Annotated in this window: 12 protein-coding genes; 10 read left to right on the top strand and 2 right to left on the bottom strand. The window is 62.7% G+C overall.

Annotation, left to right across the window (positions count from 1 at the left end; genetic code table 11):
• Window positions 1-169: 169 nt before the first annotated feature.
• Both CQ007_RS02145 and CQ007_RS02150 read left to right on the top strand, forming a co-directional pair.
• Window positions 170-1,432 carry an OprD family porin gene (locus CQ007_RS02145; protein WP_105643257.1) on the top strand — a complete coding sequence of 421 codons (1,263 nt, stop codon included), beginning with the start codon at window positions 170-172 and terminating at the stop codon, window positions 1,430-1,432.
• A 137-nt stretch (window positions 1,433-1,569) separates the two neighbouring features.
• Complete coding sequence (locus CQ007_RS02150; protein WP_105643258.1) at window positions 1,570-2,589, top strand: AraC family transcriptional regulator; 1,020 nt, start codon at window positions 1,570-1,572, stop codon at window positions 2,587-2,589.
• Window positions 2,590-2,629: 40 nt separating this feature from the next.
• Here CQ007_RS02150 and CQ007_RS02155 read toward each other — a convergent pair whose 3' ends face one another.
• Entirely contained in the window at window positions 2,630-4,321 is a 1,692-nt protein-coding gene (locus tag CQ007_RS02155; protein WP_105643259.1) for an AMP-binding protein, read from the bottom strand.
• A 427-nt stretch (window positions 4,322-4,748) separates the two neighbouring features.
• On the opposite strand from CQ007_RS02155, the gene CQ007_RS02160 reads away from it, so the two are divergent.
• Genes CQ007_RS02160 through CQ007_RS02175 form a run of 4 tightly spaced genes read left to right on the top strand, consistent with a single transcriptional unit; the run spans window position 4,749 to window position 10,382 of the window.
• Entirely contained in the window at window positions 4,749-6,653 is a 1,905-nt protein-coding gene (locus tag CQ007_RS02160) for a sigma-54-dependent Fis family transcriptional regulator (protein WP_371919776.1), read from the top strand.
• The gene (locus tag CQ007_RS02165) at window positions 6,653-8,392 is read left to right on the top strand and encodes an ABC transporter ATP-binding protein (RefSeq protein ID WP_105643261.1); all 1,740 of its coding nucleotides are present in this window, start codon (window positions 6,653-6,655) and stop codon (window positions 8,390-8,392) included. The genes CQ007_RS02160 and CQ007_RS02165 overlap by 1 nt, the downstream gene beginning before the upstream one ends.
• Window positions 8,393-8,394: 2 nt before the next feature.
• Window positions 8,395-9,063 (top strand): S8 family serine peptidase, encoded by a 669-nt coding sequence (locus CQ007_RS02170; RefSeq protein ID WP_256582180.1) that lies wholly within the window; start codon window positions 8,395-8,397, stop codon window positions 9,061-9,063.
• Window positions 9,045-10,382, top strand: coding sequence for an NAD(P)/FAD-dependent oxidoreductase (locus CQ007_RS02175; protein WP_105643263.1), 1,338 nt, complete (start codon window positions 9,045-9,047; stop codon window positions 10,380-10,382). Before CQ007_RS02170 ends, CQ007_RS02175 begins: the two co-directional genes overlap by 19 nt.
• Here CQ007_RS02175 and CQ007_RS02180 read toward each other — a convergent pair.
• Window positions 10,372-11,865 (bottom strand): aldehyde dehydrogenase, encoded by a 1,494-nt coding sequence (locus CQ007_RS02180; RefSeq protein WP_105643264.1) that lies wholly within the window; start codon window positions 11,863-11,865, stop codon window positions 10,372-10,374. The two genes, CQ007_RS02175 and CQ007_RS02180, sit on opposite strands and share 11 nt — an antisense overlap.
• Window positions 11,866-12,296: 431 nt before the next feature.
• On the opposite strand from CQ007_RS02180, the gene peaA reads away from it, so the two are divergent.
• The 4 genes from peaA (at window position 12,297) to peaD (ending at window position 16,842) form a co-directional block, all read left to right on the top strand.
• Window positions 12,297-13,886, top strand: a complete 1,590-nt coding sequence (peaA, locus tag CQ007_RS02185) for a quinohemoprotein amine dehydrogenase subunit alpha (RefSeq protein ID WP_105643265.1) — start codon at window positions 12,297-12,299, stop codon at window positions 13,884-13,886.
• Window positions 13,887-13,938: 52 nt separating this feature from the next.
• On the top strand, window positions 13,939-15,369 hold the full coding sequence (gene peaB / locus CQ007_RS02190) for a quinohemoprotein amine dehydrogenase maturation protein (RefSeq protein WP_105643266.1): 1,431 nt from the start codon (window positions 13,939-13,941) through the stop codon (window positions 15,367-15,369).
• A 1-nt stretch (window position 15,370) separates the two neighbouring features.
• Entirely contained in the window at window positions 15,371-15,694 is a 324-nt protein-coding gene (qhpC, locus tag CQ007_RS02195) for a quinohemoprotein amine dehydrogenase subunit gamma (RefSeq protein WP_105643267.1), read from the top strand.
• Between the two features lie 77 nt (window positions 15,695-15,771).
• On the top strand, window positions 15,772-16,842 hold the full coding sequence (peaD, locus tag CQ007_RS02200) for a quinohemoprotein amine dehydrogenase subunit beta (protein WP_256582165.1): 1,071 nt from the start codon (window positions 15,772-15,774) through the stop codon (window positions 16,840-16,842).
• Window positions 16,843-16,894: the final 52 nt, after the last annotated feature.

A 16,894-nucleotide genomic window follows, 5' to 3' on the forward strand; every position in this document is an offset into this window, starting at 1 on the left:
GTCGAGAGGCCGATCTGGGGTGTAGCGCGCCTGCGCTACGCCTGATCCCGGCAGAGCCAAAGCCCGTCGTCGAGTCGATTGCGACCCGGTCCGATCGCGGCCCGAGCCGCTCGACAACCCAGGCGATACACGCCTGGCTCATACAAACAACAAAAATGGTATCGGTAACATGTTCAAGAACACACTCAAGACGCTGCTGGTTTGCGCCATGGCAGCACAGGCGCCGGTGGCGCTGGCGGATTTTTTCGGGGACGCCAAGGCCAGCCTCGAGCTGCGCAACTTCTACTACAATCGGGATTTTCGCAATGAGGGCGCTGCCCAGTCCAAGCGGGACGAGTGGGGCCAGGGCTTCATACTCAACCTGCAGTCGGGATTCACCGAAGGTCGCATCGGCTTCGGTGTCGACGCGCTCGGTACCCTCGGGGTCAAGCTGGATTCCAGCCCTGACCGCACCGGCTCGGGTATTCTGGCGCATGATTCCGAGCGCAACGTGGCGGACGAATACAGCAAGGTGACGCTGACGGCCAAGGCGCGTGCGGGGCAAAGCGAGTTGCGGATCGGTGGTCTGCATCCCACCTTGCCGATGTTGTGGAGCAACAACAGCCGCCTGCTGCCGCAGATCTTCCGTGGCGGCATGCTGGTCTCCAATGACCTGGAGCCACTGAGCATCACCCTGTTGCGGGTGAACGCGGTCAAACAGCGCAATTCCACGGATTTCGAATCGCTGACGGCCTTCGGCTATGCGCCGGTCCGCGCCGACCATTACGATTACCTGGCCCTCGACTACCAGGCGCTATCGAGCCTGTCGCTCAGCTATCACCTCGCTGAGCTGAAGGACCTGTACCGTTCGCACTTCTTCGGCCTGAAGCTCGATCACCCGCTCGCCGCCGGCAGGCTGCTCTCGGACATCCGCTACTTCGATGCCAGCGACACCGGCAATGAAGGGCTGGGCGAGGTGGACAACCGTACGCTGAGCAGTTGGCTCGGCTACAACCTGGCCGGCCATACCTTCGGCGGTGGCTACCAGAAAGCCTGGGGCAGCACGCCGTTTGCCTTCCTCAACGGTGCCGACACCTACCTGTTCGGCGAGTCGCTGGTCAGTACCTTCACGGCGCCGAAGGAGCGGGTCTGGTTCCTGCGTTACGACTTCGACTTCGCGCAGGCGGGGCTGCCCGGTCTGACTCTCGGGGTCAAGTATGTGAAGGGTGATCAGGTTGACCCGACGCTGCTGAATACCACCCAGGCCGCCGAGTTGCGTGCCCAGGGCCGTGACGGCAAGGAATGGGAGCGGGTCACCGATATTGCCTACCAGGTCCAGAGCGGTCCGCTCAAGGACTTGTCCCTGCAATGGCGCAACTCCACCAACCGTTCGACCTACGCCGATAGCGCCAACGAGAACCGCTTGATCGTGCGCTATACCTTCAATTTCTGATTGAAGGGGCATGCGACCGGGGTAGCCGGATGGCTAATAGCGGTGCCCTGCACCCTGCGTTACACTCCGCGCTCAATTGATTGGTCCGACCAGTCGGAATCCCGCGGTTTTGCAGCGCAGCAGAGCAGGGGGCCGCTATGGCGATAATGCATAAAGACACGATTTCGGCTTGCCTGCTGAAGGAAGCCTTGTTGGGGTTCACCCGTCCCGGGCTGGATGCCGGAGCCCTGCTGGAAAGCCTCGGGTTTCCCGGCGTGCTGCTGGATGAGCCGGGCCATCGGGTGCCGGTCGAGCTGTACGGCACTGTCTGGCTGCGCCTGGCTGCCGCCTATGACGATGAGTTCTTCGCCATGGACTCGCGTCCGCTGCGGCTCGGCAGTTTCAATTTTCTCTGCCGCACCGGCATCACCCAGCCGACGGTGGAGCAGGCGCTGATCCATACCCTCAACTTCCTCGGCCTGATGCTCGGGAACTTCAAGGGGCGTCTGGCCAGAAGCCGGAGCCTGGCGGAAATCGTGCTGCTGGAGGGCGAGCAGCCGCCCCAGCGGCCCTTTGCCTATTTCACCTACTGGATGATCGTGCACGGCTTGGCCTGCTGGCTGGCGGGCCGGCGCATTCCCCTGCTGGCGGTCGAGTTGCGCTGCCCTGAGCCGGGCTATATAGCCGATTATCAGGTGATGTTTTCCGATAACCTGCGTTTTGGCCAGTCCTCCACCCGCGTCATCTTCGCCGCCGAAGCGCTGGACCTGCCGGTCCGCCGCAGTGAGGCCGAGTTGCGCTGCTTCCTGGCCCAGGCACCGGCCAACATCCTGGTTCGCTACCGGGATGCCAACAGCCTGGCCAGCCAGGTCAAGAACGCTCTGCGTGCGTTGCCGGCGATCGACTGGCCAACCAGCGATGCCCTGGCGCAATCGCTGTGCATGTCGCCGTCGACCCTGCGGCGCCGGCTGGCAGCCGAAGGTGTCCAGTATCAGGCGATCAAGGACAGCCTGCGGGAGGAGCAGGCGACTCGCTGGCTGGCCGATTCGGCGATCAGCTATGCCGATATCGCCGAACAGCTCGGGTTTGCCGATGTCAGCTCGTTCTACAAGGCCTTCCGCAAGTGGACCGGCACCAATCCCGGTCACTACCGCCAGTTGATTCTCGGCGACGATTGAGCGGACGGGAATCGCCAGACGCTTCGCCAGGCCGCTGCCGTCAGGCAGAATCATCGCTGAAATCCTCCTCCCAGAATTCCAGGTCGCCGCGGGAACCGGGAGTACGGGCCTGCTCCTGGGCCCGCAGCTCCACCCGGCGGATCTTGCCGGAGATGGTTTTCGGCAGGTCGCTGAACTCGATACGCCGGACACGTTTGTAGGGCGCCAGTTGCTGACGGGCGAACGCGATGATGTTGCCGGCCAGTTCCGGGCTCGGGGTATGGCCATGGCGCAGGATGATAAAGGCCTTGGGAACACATGAGCGCACCGGGTCGGGACTCGGAATGACGGCCGCCTCGGCAACGGCCTGGTGTTCGATCAGCACGCTTTCCAGTTCGAAGGGGCTGATGCGATAGCCCGAGGATTTGAAGACGTCATCGCTGCGACCGATATAGGTGAAGTACCCGGCCTCGTCGCGGACTGCGACATCACCGGTACGGTAGTATCGGCCACCCAGTGCGTCGCTGGTACGCTCGGGATCGCCTTCGTAGCCGCTGGTCAGGCTGGCGGGGGCCGGGTCGAGAGCCAGAGCGATTTCCCCCTCGTCGGCCTCCTGGTCATTGGCGTCGAGCAGCACGATCCGGTATCCCGGTAAGGGGCGACCCATGGAGCCGCTGCGCAGGGGCTGCCCCGGACTGTTGCCGATCTGCGCGGTGGTCTCCGTCTGGCCATAACCATCACGGATGTTCAGCCCCCAGGCGTGGCGGACGCGCTCTATTATCTCGGGATTGAGCGGTTCGCCGGCACCGACCAGTTCACGCAGGGCGACCGGGTAGCTGGCCAGATCCTCCTGGACCAGCATGCGCCACACGGTGGGCGGGGCACACAGCGAGGTGACCCTGCAGCGCACCATCTCATCCAGCACGGTCCTGGCATCGAACCGCTCATACTGGTAGCTGTAGACGGTGGCCCCAACGGTCAAGGGAGCGAAGAAACAGCTCCATGCATGCTTGGCCCAGCCAGGCGAACTGATGTTGTAGTGGATATCCCCGGCCTTCAACCCCAGCCAGTAGAGGGTGGACAGATGGCCAATGGGATAACTGGCGTGGCTATGCACTACCAGCTTGGGTTTGGATGTGGTGCCAGAGGTGAAGTAAAGCAGCAAGGGATCATCGGCGGTGGTCATGCCATCGGGTACAAAGTCTTCGCTGGCCTGGTGGCTGTCCGCGAAGCTTGTCCAGCCCCGGGATTGACCATCCACCGCGATGCGGGTGTGAATCTGCGGGTAGGCGGCGAAGCGCTGGGCATTGTCGGCCATGGTCACGATATGGCGCACGCCACCCCGCTCTATGCGGTCGGCCAGATCATCATCCGCCAGCAGGGTGGCGCAGGGAATGGTGACCGCCCCCAGTTTCATGCAACCCAGCATGATCTCCCACAGGGCGATATGGTTGGGCAGCATCACCAGGACCCGGTCGCCCCGCCGAATGCCTTGCTCTCTCAGGAAGTTGGCCGTCTGGTTCGAGCGACGTGCCAGTTCCGCGAAGGTCAGCTTCTGTTCCTGCTCGGCACTGACCAGCCACAGGGCCGGGTGCTGATTACCCCTGGCGATGGCATCGAAATGATCCAGCGCCCAGTTGAAATGGGTTGGCCTGGGCCAGTTGAAGCCCTGGCATGCGGCGGCGTAGTCCTCGCGGTTGGCGAGCAGGAAATCCAGTGCGGCGGCAAAGGGCGGGTTCACGGGCAGCCTCATCGCAGGACCTCCCTGACACTCTGGGAACGGGTCCTATGAAGAGTGGCATATATGTTGGGCATGAATAGCCTCCGGGATTGTTCTTCTTATCTGCCAGCAAGCTAGCAAAGCCCGTACCACACTGGAAAATCATTTTTATATCAATGGCTTGAGGTCAGGCATAGGCCGGAAAAGCCTTGCCAGGTGGATAACTGTCGCAAAGCGGTCCAGTCTCATGAGACTTTGTCTTAATATGAAACAGTTGGATGTGATCCCGGTGGGTGCTGAAAGCGCAGCGGCAGTTGGGCAGAGCAGCCTTCATGGCGTAGATGGCTGACCCGCCACAGCTGGCTCAATTATTGCTGCATAACACGAGGCGGTCGGGCATGCCGAGGTCCGTATCCGTCGATAATAAGAGGGTCTGCAACCAGACTCCGGAGGGGTAGCCATGCATGTAAATACAAGACTCAACCCTGGATTGATCGATATTTTCCGCGCTCGGGAAATGTCGCTTGCCGACCGGGGTTGGTGTTCGGGCGAGTTCATCCTGCGCGAACCGATCCGCGCATCCTGGCAGCGCAGCATGGATTACGGGCTGCAGCCGGATGCCGATCCGGTCGGGGCTGACCAGGTCGCCCTCGGCGCCGAGGACCTGTATGAAAGCAATAGAATGTTGCTGGACTGTGCCGAGCCCGCCTTGCAGCATCTGACCGACCGGCTCGGCCATCACGGCAATGACAGCCTGCTGATTCTGGTGAATGCCCAGGCTACGGTACTGGCCATCGAAGGGGGCAGCAGCAAGTGGCGGGAGTTGCGTGACCTCAACCCCGGAGTCTGCTGGAGCGAAGCGCAGCGGGGTACCAATGCCCTGGGCACCGCCCTGGTCGAGGACCGTCCGACCATGATCGGCTATGGCGAACACTTCCTCGATCGGCTCAGCATCTTTTCCTGTGCGGCTGTGCCTATTCGCAACCCCCAGGGCACCATCGAAGGTGTGCTTGACCTGACTCGTCAAGGTCCGACGCTGCAGGCCCAGGACAGCCTGCTGTTGCTGGACATGACCGCCAGTCAGATCGAGAGCCGCCTGTTCATCAGCTCATACGGCCATCAGTATGTGGTGGCTTTTCATCCGCGCCAGCAATACCTGGATACCGCCTGGCAGGGCCTGCTGGCACTGGATCCGGAAGGCAGGATACTGGCTGTCAATGAGCGTGCCTGCGAGTTCTTCGGCATGGATCGCCAGCAACTGGTCGGTCAACCCGCCGAAAGCCTGGTTCGGGGATGGCAGGAACGCTTCGGGCAATTGCGGCGGGGTGTCGGTGGCAGTCTGCGGACGCCGCGTGGTGATTTTTACTACAAGACCCTGCACCGGCCTGAGCCTCTGTCAGTGCCAGTGCATCAACCTGGGATACGCAAGGGCAATACCGCACCCAGTCTGGAAACCCTGGCGGGCAGCAGCAACCCGCGTTACCTGCGGGAACTGAACATGGCGGTGCGTGGCCTGCGCCACGATCTGCCCATTCTGCTGCTGGGTGAAACCGGCTCGGGCAAGGAATGGGTCGCCCGCGCGCTGCACCAGAACAGCCGCAGGGCGGACAAGCCCTTCATCGCGGTCAACTGCGCGGCTATCCCGGAGGGGCTGATCGAGTCCGAATTGTTCGGTTATCGGGATGGCGCCTTCACCGGGGCACGGCGCGGCGGCATGACCGGGCGACTGCAACAGGCCCATGGCGGCACCCTGTTCCTCGATGAGGTGGGCGATATGCCGTTGGCGCTGCAGGCGCGTTTGCTGCGGGTACTGCAGGAGCGCAAGGTGGCTCCCCTGGGTGCGGGCGTCGAGCAGGACCTGGATATCAACCTGATCTGCGCCACCCACCGTCAGGTCAAATCCCTGGTGACCGAGGGCGACTTCCGCGAGGATCTCTACTACAGGATCAATGGCATGTCCGTGCATCTGCCGCCGCTGCGCGAACGCAAGGACCTGCGCGAGCTGTGCTGTTCCGTGTTGCGCCGCCTGGGCGGCGGCGAGGTGACGCTTGCCGAGGAGCTGCTGCAGCTGTTCGAGGGCTACCACTGGCCAGGTAATATCCGCCAGCTGGAAATGGTGCTGCGCACCCTGCTGGCCATGCGGCTTCCGGAAGACCGGGAACTGGGGCTGGAGCACCTGCCGGCCACCACGATGGAGGAACTGATCGCCGAAGAGGCGTCGGTGCCGGACACCAATATCAGGGTCAGGGAGCAGGAACTCATCCGCCAGGCGCTGGCCGAGCACGATGGCAATGTGTCCGCCGCGGCCCGCATGCTCGGCATCAGCCGCGCGACCCTGTATCGAAAACTGAAGCAGGCTGGCTGATGCTGGTCGGCCTGGTATCGCGACTGGTCAGCAGCGAGCCGTCGGACGCGGTGCGCAGTGGCCTGCGCTGGCTGTACAGCTTCGTACGCCCGCAGTTGAAGGCCATTCTCGGTCTCATGGTGCTGTCGATATCGGCTTCGTTGCTGGTGTTGATGCAGCCGTGGCTGACCAAGCTGCTGATCGATGACGGCTTGCTGGCCGGCGATTTCCCGTTATTGGTGATGATAGTGCTGGGCATGATCGTCGCCACCACGGTGGCAACGCTGCTGTCGGGCATCAACCGCTATCTGCATACACGGTTATCGGGGCGCGTGCTGTTCGCCCTGCGTGAGGATGTGTACGGACATCTGCAGCAGCTGTCGCCACGTTTCTTCGGTCGGCGCCGCATGGGGGATCTGCTCAGCCGTCTCGATGGCGATATCGCCGAGATCCAGCGCTTTGCCATCGACGCGCTGTTTTCCGCCACCTCCAGCATCATCGGCCTGATAGGCGCGACCGTCATGCTGGTGATGCTGTCATGGAAGCTGGCGCTGCTGGTGGCGATCCTGGTCCCGCTGGAAATGCTCTGGCTGCGCTGGATGCGCCGCAAGGTGGCCGACGAGACCCGTACGCTGCGGGAGCGCTCCAGCGACATGTCCTCATTCCTGGTTGAAACGCTGCCGGCAATCAAGTTCGTCCAGGCGGTTGGTCGCCAGCGCCATGAAGCGGATCGCCTGCACGGGCTGGGGCAGGGGTATCTGCAGCAGTTGCTGCGCTTGCAGGTTGTGGAATTCTTCACCAACGCCATTCCCAGCACCATGACCTCGATCACCCGGGCGCTGGCCTTCCTGATCGGCGGCTATTGGGTCATCAGCGGTCAGTGGCAACTGGGGTCGCTGATCGCTTTCGCAACCTACCTGGGGATGGTGGTTGGCCCGGCGCAGAGCCTGCTGGGCCTGTATGTCGCGGTGCAGCGCATGGCGGTCAGCCTGACCCGCGTTACCGAGCTGCGTGACGAGAAGCCCGAGATCGCTGTTGCCGACAGCCCCCTGCCGCTGCCGGCGGCGCCCGCCGAGCTGGTGCTGCATGATGTCTCCTTCCAGCATACCGAGCGACAGCAGGTCATTATCGAAAGCGGCTCCGCGCGCTTCCCGGTGGGCAGGAAGATCGTCCTGTCCGGTCCGTCCGGCAGCGGCAAGTCGACCCTGATCGATCTGCTGCAGCGCTTCTATGACCCGGATCGGGGATATATCAGCTACGGGGGCGTGGATATCCGTCAACTGAACCTGAGCGGCTATCGCAAGCGGCTGGCGGTGGTCAGTCAGGATATCGTCCTGTTCCGCGCCTCGCTCGCCGATAACCTGCGCTACGGGGCGCCGGATGCCACCCTGGAGCAGATCGAGCAGGTGGTGAGGCAGGCCCATCTGGAGGAACTGGTGGCCAGCCTGCCGGAAGGCCTCGATGCCCAGTTGAGTGAACGTGGCCAGCAGTTGTCGGGAGGTCAGCGCCAGCGCATAGCGATTGCCCGGGCGCTGTTGCAGGATCCCGATGTGCTGGTGCTGGATGAGGCGACCTCGGCGGTGGATGTGCGCACCGAGCAGGCCATCATCCAGGAGATTGATGCCCTCTTCGCTGGGCGCACGCGTATTGTCATCAGTCATCGGCCGGGCATCGCCGATGACGCGGACCTGCATTACCAACTGCTCGATGGGCGTCTGAGCGTCACGGCAGCCAGCCCGTTGGAAGGAGTACCAGGTTGAGGGTGGGCATCATCGATAGCGGATTGCACCGGCAGCACTGGCCTCGGTTGCAGGCGGGCCGGGCCTTTGTCATGGGGCAGCAGGGTGTGCTCGGCCAGGCGCTCGAAGATGACCATCTGGGGCACGGCAGTGTGGTCACTCGTATCCTGTTGGCGCAGGCGCCCACCGCCGAGCTGGTGGTAGCGCAGGTGTTCGGCCAGCGCGCGGCGACCACCGCGGCGCAACTGACAGCCGCACTGCTGTGGTTGCTCGAACAGCGGGTGGAACTGATCAATTGCAGCCTTGGATTGCATGCCGACCGTCCTGCGCTGCGTGATGCCTGCGACCAGGCTGTCAGCCGCGGTGTGATCCTGTGTGCATCCAGCCCGGCCATGGGCCAACCGGTCTATCCCGCCAGTTACCCTGGGGTGGTCGCGGTCACCGGGGATGCTCGCTGCCAGCCGGGGGAATGGAGCTGGTTGCAGGGTGAGATGGCCGAGTTCGGCGCGACGGTCGGCAAGGGCAGCGAGGGCGGAGCGTCCATGGCTTGTGCCCGTTTCAGCGGCCTGCTCGCTTCGCTCTGGTCAACCCGGCCGGAGTGGAAGGCAGAGCAGGTGCTCGGGTATTTCAGGCAGCAGGCCAGTCGTACCGGCCCACAGCGCAGGGAGCCTCTATGCGAAAGAAACGGATAGCCGTTCTGGGAGCCGGCCCTGCCGGTGCTGCTGCTGCGCTGGGACTGGTGCGGCTCGGCTACCAGGTAACGGTGATCAGCGACTGGCGGCGTTTCAACGCCATCGAAGGTACCTCCGAGCGGGTATTGCAGGCGCTGCGCGGTATCGGCCTGCGGCGCGCCAGCGAGGCCGCCATTCCGGCGCCGAACCGCCAGGTCCTCTGGGCGGGACAGCGCAGCCTGCGTAATCGGGAATGGTTGCTGGAGCGGCCGGTCTTTGACCGGGCGCTGCGCGACGATCTTCACCAGGCCGATATCGAGGTGATCGAGGCGCGGGTATTGGCGGTGCATCAGGTGCACCCCGATCAGCTGTCGCTGGCGCTTGATGGTGCCGGCGACCTCGATGTGGACTTCGTGGTCGATGCCCGCGGGCGCCAGGCTCCGCAGTCCGCGGAGGCCGCCCGGGGGCCGGAAACGCTCAGCCTGTTGTGCCGGTGGCGTGGGCAGGCAGGGGAGGCGGCCAGCGCGGCGGAAAGCCTGGATTCCGGCTGGTGCTGGTTGGCGCGGCTGCCCAATGGCGAGCAGTACTGGCAATGGACGCTGGATGCGCGGCATATGGCGATGCCGGGCAGGGCGCAATTGACCGCCTGGTGCGCCGAGCGGCGGGCTGCAACCCAACTGGCGGCGGAGTTCTTCGCTGAAGATCCCGGCGCAGCGGTGGAGCTGCGCGCGCGCAGTTCAACCTGCACCCTGGCTTCGGACCTGTGTGGCGACAGGACCATACGGGTCGGGGATGCGGCAATGGCCGTGGATCCGCTCTCGGGCAATGGCATTTTCCAGTCGCTGTCCTCTGCGCTGCAGGCACCGGCGGTGATCAATACGGTGCTGCAGTACCCGGCCGATGCGCCGTTGGCGCAGGCCTTTCATCGTCGCCGGGTAACCGAGCTGTTTTACCGCTTCGCCCGCCTGGGCCGGGATTTCTATGCACAGGTGGAGGCTGCCCCGGAACAGTCGTTCTGGAGGGAGCGCCAGCGCTGGCCGGACGATCGCCAGACCCATATGCCGGTGACCCCGGAGGCGGTAACCACCGACTGGGCGCCGGTGGTCGCAGGGGATCGGATCAGTCAGGCGCGGGTGGTGATTACCCCGGATCAGCCGTTGGGCATCTGGCATCTGAACGGCGTGGAGCTGGCGCCGGTGGTGGAAGCCCTGCGTGAGCAATCCTGGGAGCAGGTGCTGGCGCAGCTGCAGCCTGCCCAGCGGGGGGCGGTTGCCGGGTGGCTGCAGACCTTGGGTTATGGGCCGGATACCGGCGTATCCGGCCGCAGCGTCACACCTTGATGAGCACTGATTTCGACTCGGTGTAGTGCTCGATCGCTGCCTCGCCCATTTCCCGCCCGATCCCGGACATCTTGTAGCCGCCGAACGGCAGAGCCGGGTCCAGTGCGGTATGGCAGTTGACCCACACCGAGCCCGCCCTGATCCGTGGGATCATGCGGTGGACCTGGCTCAGGTTGTTGGACCAGATGCTGGCACCCAGACCAAAGGGGCTGTCATTGGCCAGACGTATTGCATCCTCAATGTCGTCGAAGGGCTGGGCCACCAGCACCGGACCGAAGATTTCCTCCTGGACCAGCGGGCACTTCTGATCCACATCGGTGATCAGCGTCGGGCGGACAAAGAAGCCCGGCCCCGCAGAGCTGCCGCCACAGGCGATGGTGGCACCCAGCTCCCGGCCCATTTCGATATAGCCGTCCACCCGGGCCTGCTGCCTGGCGGAGATCAGCGGGCCCATGTCCACGCTGCTGTCCAGCCCGTTACCCAGCTTCATGCCATTGGCGATATCGCATATCTCCGCCATGACCCGGTCGAACTGACGGCGTTGGACGTACAGGCGGGAACCGGCACAACAGACCTGGCCCTGATTGAAGAAGATGGCATTGGCTGCACCCACCGCAGCCTCCATCGGGTCCATATCATCGAGCACGATGGTGGGCGACTTGCCGCCCAGTTCCAGGGTGATACGGGTCATGGACTCCAGCGCCGCCTTGCCGATCAGCTTGCCAACCGGAGTGGAGCCGGTGAAGGTGATCTTGTCGATGTCCGGGTGTGCTGCCAGCGCGGCACCGACTTCGGCGCCGATCCCGGTCACCACATTGAGCACGCCCGGGGGATAACCTGCCTCCTGCACCAGCTCGGCCAGCTTGAGGGCGGTCAGCGGGGTTTCATCGGCTGGCTTGAGGACCACGGTGCAGCCGGTGGCCAGGGCCGGGCCGATTTTCCAGCAGGCCAGGAGCAGGGGGAAGTTCCAGGCCACGATGGCACCCACCACACCCACCGGCTCGCGGGCGATGTAACCATGAAATTGAGCGTCAGGCATCAGCGGTACCGACGGGTTTACCGTGGTGCCGGTTATCTTGGTCGCCCAGCCCGCCATATAGCGGAAGAAGTCGATGCACAGCTGCACATCCACTGCGCGGGCCATCTGCGCGCTCTTGCCGTTATTCAGGCATTCCAGTTCGGCCAGGATGTCCGCATCGCGTTCGAGCAGGTCAGCCAGCTTGAGCAGCAGATTCTGCCGCTCCCGTGGCCGCATGCTGCTCCAGCTTGAATTATCGAAGGCCAGACGCGCCTGTTGTACGGCGCGATCAATATCGCCGGGCGTCCCCTTCGGTACATCGACCAGATGAGTGGCGGTTGCCGGGTTCAGCAACGCCATGGTCTGGTCCTGCTCACCGGCAGTCCACTCGCCTCCTATCAGCATGCTGCAGCGGCGGTTGAGAAACTCCCGGGTTTTTGGGTGGAGGGGAAATGCATCAGTCATCTTGTTCTCTCTCTCTGATGTTTAGAGTCCCAACCACAGGTGCAACCTCTGTGCCAAGAGCGCACACGGCCCCTGGTGGCTAAGGCGCCCATGCATCGGCGCGTAGAAGGGGGGCAGTGGCGTGCTTCAGGAGTGTCGCAAAGTGAAACAATCCTGAGACGCGGTGCTACATGCCGCGCTGACAAGCCTGGCGCGCAGGGTATGTGTCACAGAGTGAGATCATGTTGTCGCGCAATAAGACAATATGAGGTAGACAGGGGAGCAGGTTACGCCAATGTTTTTTCTATGTTATTGATTTAAATGAGTTTTATGTGAATGGCATGAGCCTTGCTTGGAGGGAGTAAGCACGGCAGGTTCCCCGCATCCGGGTTGGGCGAGCCGAAGCTGAAGAATAAATATCATAAGAAGACACCGTGGGAGGGCATGACCCGATGAAAACAAGACTCTTGAGGCAAGGGCTAATGGGAGGGCTGCTGGGGCTATCGTTGCTCCTGCATGGCACGGCACAGGCGGCGGACCCGGCATCGGCTGAGGAGCTCCTGGCCACACGCTGCGTGGCCTGCCACCAGGCAGAGGGCGGCGACAAGTACAGCCGGATCAGTCATCAGCGCAAAACACCCGAGGGCTGGCTGATGACCATTGCCCGCATGCAGACCGCCCATGACGTCCCCCTTACCGATGAAGAGCGGCGCACCCTGGTCAAGTATCTGGCCGACAGGCAGGGCATGGCCCCCTCCGAAACCGCAGACTATCGCTATGCGCTGGAGCGTCGCCTCAACCAGCAGGAGACGCTGATGGAAGACCCCCAGCTGGGTGAAATGTGCGTGCGCTGCCACTCGGGCGGGCGCGTGGCCATGCAGGGGCGCACCGAGCAGGAGTGGCACCACCTGGTGAACTTCCACCTTGGTCACTGGCCGGCGCTGGAATATCAGGCCCTCAGTCGCGATCGTGACTGGCTGAACATTGCCTTGAACGAAACCGTTCCCCATCTGGCCAAGCGTTTCCCGCTGGAAAGTGAAGCCTGGTTCCAATGGATGGAACAGCGTCCGAGCGCGGAAAGCCTGGCCAGCCGCTGGGTGTTCCGCGGGCACTATACCGGCAAGGGGGAGGTGGCCGGTAGCATGACGGCCAACTATGTCGGCGACGACAGTTTCGAGATCAAGCTGGATGGACGCTACGCCAACGGTGAGCCGTTCACCGGCAGCGGTACCGCACTGCTGCACAACGGCCATGAATGGCGTGCCAACGTCGACATCGACGGGACCATCCTGCGTCAGGTGTTCAGTGTGGTGGACAACGAGATGACCGGCCGCATGTTCGAGCGTGACCGTGACGAACGTGGTCTGGACTTCCACGCGGTTGCCGAAACCGCACCCACTCTGCTGGCGGTGCAGCCAGGCTACGTGAAGGTGGGCCAGGAACAGGAGCTGACATTGATCGGCAGCGGGCTGAACGGCACGCCGCAGCTGGGCGCGGGCATCGAGGTCCTCAAGGTGCTGGACAGCTCGGCGGACCGGATGCGGGTACAGGTGCGGGTCGCGGCCGATGCGCCGGTGGGTGTGCGGGAAGTGGCGGTTGGCGAGGCCAATGGCACGACCCTGGCGGTCTACCGGCAGATCAGCGAAGTGCGTGTGGTGCCGGATTATGCAGTAGCCCGGATTGGCGGCAACGGCAGCCCGACGGAGAAGGTCGAAGGCCGGTTTGACGCCGAGGCCTGGGGCCTCAGCGAGGATGGCAAGACGCCCTACCGGATAGGCTTTGTCCCGGCGACCTGGTCGGTGGAGCCATTCGACGAAGAGGCCGAGCAGCTCGAGGACGTCAAGTTCGCCGGTGTCATGGACAGGGAGACTGGGGTGTTCATACCGGGTGATGCGGGTCCCAACCCCCAACGTCCGATGATGGCCAACAACGTAGGCAACCTGAAAGTGCTGGCTACGGTTGAGGAGGATGGCCAGGCCGTGACCGGCGAAGGTCAGATGATAGTCGGCGTCCAGCGCTGGGTGATACCGCCGATCCCGTGAGGATAGGCGGCTCCGATGTAAACGGAATCAACAGACTCAGCGAGGTGGTCCCATGGGTATCAAACTGAATATTGTCGAGCACAACCTGCACCAGGTGCAGATCGATGCCGAACAGATGCTGTTTCACATTCCAACGAGTTCGCTGTTTACCCAGGATGAGCTGACGACCAGCATTCTTGGGGCCTTGCGCAGTGGCGCGGATTCCCGCGAGCACATCCAGACGGCGTTGGCGGGGCGTTTTCCGGCCCAGGACATTGACGAGGCGCTCAAGGACCTGCTGACGCTGGAGGTGGTGAGCGATGGCTCGCCGCTTACCGGGGATGTGTTTACCGGCGGCGTCAGCAAGACCGCACTGAATACCGTGGTGCTCAACGTCAACACGGGTTGCAATCTCAGCTGTACCTACTGCTACAAGGAGGACCTGGACAAGCCCTCTGCCGGTAAACGCATGTCGGCGGAAACCGCCATTGCCTCGGTAGAGATGCTGCTGGAGCAATCGCCGGAGGAGGAGCGCTATTCGGTGGTGTTCTTCGGTGGCGAACCATTGAGCAATCGTCCATTGATCGAGTACATGGTGGATTATTGCGAGCGGCGTTTCGCTGAACTGGGCAAGCAGGTGGACTTCATCATGACCACCAATGCCACCATGCTCACCGAAGACATCGTCGATTATCTCAACCGGCACCGCTTTGGCCTGTCGATCAGCATGGACGGGCCCAAGGCCATCCACGACAAGAACCGCATCACGGTCAGCGGCCAGGGCACCTACGACGTGGTTCGGCGCAAGGCGCAGATGTTGCTGTCGCGCTACGACAGCCGACCGGTGGGCGCCAGGGTTACCCTGACCCGGGGCACCACCGAGGTCGAGGCGATCTGGGATCACCTGATCAATGAGCTGGGTTTCGCCGAGGTGGGTTTCGCCCCGGTGACCTCGGGGGATATCAGCAGCTTCAACCTTACCGGAGAGGAGCTGATAACCCTGTTCGCCAACTTCAAGGCACTGGGCCGGCGCTATCTGGATGCAGCACTCAAGGGCGAGAACATCGGCTTCTCCAACCTCCATCAGCTGCTGACCGATATCCACGAGGGGCACAAGAAGTCGCTGCCCTGCGGAGCCGGCCTGAAGATGCTGGCAGTGGATTACAAGGGCGAGTTGAATCTGTGTCACCGCTTTACCGGCTCCTCGTTGCCCACCTTCGGCAACGTGCATGGCGAAGTGGACAATGCCTCGCTGACGCAATTCCTGTCGGATCGCCTGGATCGCAGCAATACCGGTTGCCAGACCTGCCGCATTCGCAACCTGTGTTCGGGTGGTTGCTATCACGAAAGCTACTCCAAGTACGGTGATCCGCAACATCCCAACTACCACTACTGTGAGCTGCTGCGCGACTGGGTGGATTTCGGTATCGAAGTCTACGCCAGGATCATGAGCAGCAATCCCGATTTCATTACCCGCCATATCGTTCCGCGGAAGGTGCACTGATATGAAACATCTCAAAGCCATTAACAATAAAGCGCGCACGCTCGAGCAGGCCGTCGCACAGGATCGGGTCGAGGAAGTGCTGGCCATGAACGCCACCGTTGGCTGTACCAGTACGGTCGATCCGGGTTGGGAAACGGACGTGTTCGGTGGCGTCACCGGACTCTGCCAGCCGATGGAAGCGGACCTGTACGGCTGCGCGGACCCCTGCTGGTGGCCGGCCCAGGTCCCCGACCTGATGAGCACCCACCCCGACTGGAACAAGGGCGCTGCCGACTCCAGCATGGACTGGCGCAAACTGGATACGGTTTTCCCCACAGACAAGTGAGCCTGGGGCTAGAGGATTTCGATATGTTCAAGAAAAACAACAAGATGTTAGTGGCTGGCGCGGTGATGACAGCGGTTATGACAGCGCCAGCCCTGGCCGATAATGCCGGTCGAGTGCTGCAATCCGGCCAGGAATACATGGTGGTGACCAACTACCCCAACAACCTGCATGTGATCGATGTGGCCACCGACGAGGTGTACAAGAGCTGCGACCTGCCGGACCAGTTCGGACCTGGGACGGCTATCGTCAGCCCGGACAAATCCCGCGCCTATGTGCTGAGCAACCGTTACACCACCCTCTATGGCATCGAGCTGGACAGCTGCGATATGTCCTTCCGCGCCGTCCTGGCACAGGCCCCGGGGGAGCTGGCGCGGTCGATGTACTCCTTTGCCGTCAGCGCTGATGGCAAGGAGCTCTACACCGTGGCCAACCCGTCGCAGAAGAACCTGGATCACTACGTCGTGGGTGACCCGCGGCTGCAGGTGTACAGTACCGATGCCGGGCTCGATGCCAAGCCGATCCGCATGTTCCCTGCACCGCGCCAGTCCTATCTGATGCAGGCCGCGGATGACGGTTCGCTGTATCTGGCTGCGGACAATATCTACCGGATCGACGTGCAGACCGGCGAGCGTGAAGTCGCCATCGGCGTGCGTGACTGGGAGCGCAAGGGCTACGGCCAGCCCGACGTGCTGTATCTCTGGCCCAAGCAGCAGGTCAGCCGGGATTTCACCATCCTCTACGCGGCGCCCAAGTTCACCGATGAGACGGAGGATATGGATACCGCGGAGTTCATGTTCGGTTTCTACAATATCAACCTGGAGACCGGCGAGATGGAAACCCAGGACTTCGCTCCAGTCACCGAGGTGTATTTCACTGGCGCGCGCTCGCCGAAGGACCCGAGTGCCATGTATGCGGTTCTCAACCGTCTGACCAAGTACGACATAGCCACCCAGAAGCTGCTGGCCTCCCAGGAGCTGGATCACACCTACTATGTACTGGCATTCAACCATGCCGGGGACAAGCTGTATCTGGCCGGTACCTTCAATGATATCGGCATCCATGATCCCGAGACCCTGAACAAGATCGGCAGCATCACCCTGCCGGGCGGGGATATGTCGACCACCACACCACAGATTTTCATCCGGTGATGCCTGGCCGCTCCGTCACCCGGAGCGGCATCCCAATCCAATAACAACGAGA

The sequence above is a fragment of the Pseudomonas sp. MYb185 genome, assembly GCF_002979975.1.
In the GTDB taxonomy this organism is placed as follows: domain Bacteria; phylum Pseudomonadota; class Gammaproteobacteria; order Pseudomonadales; family Pseudomonadaceae; genus Halopseudomonas.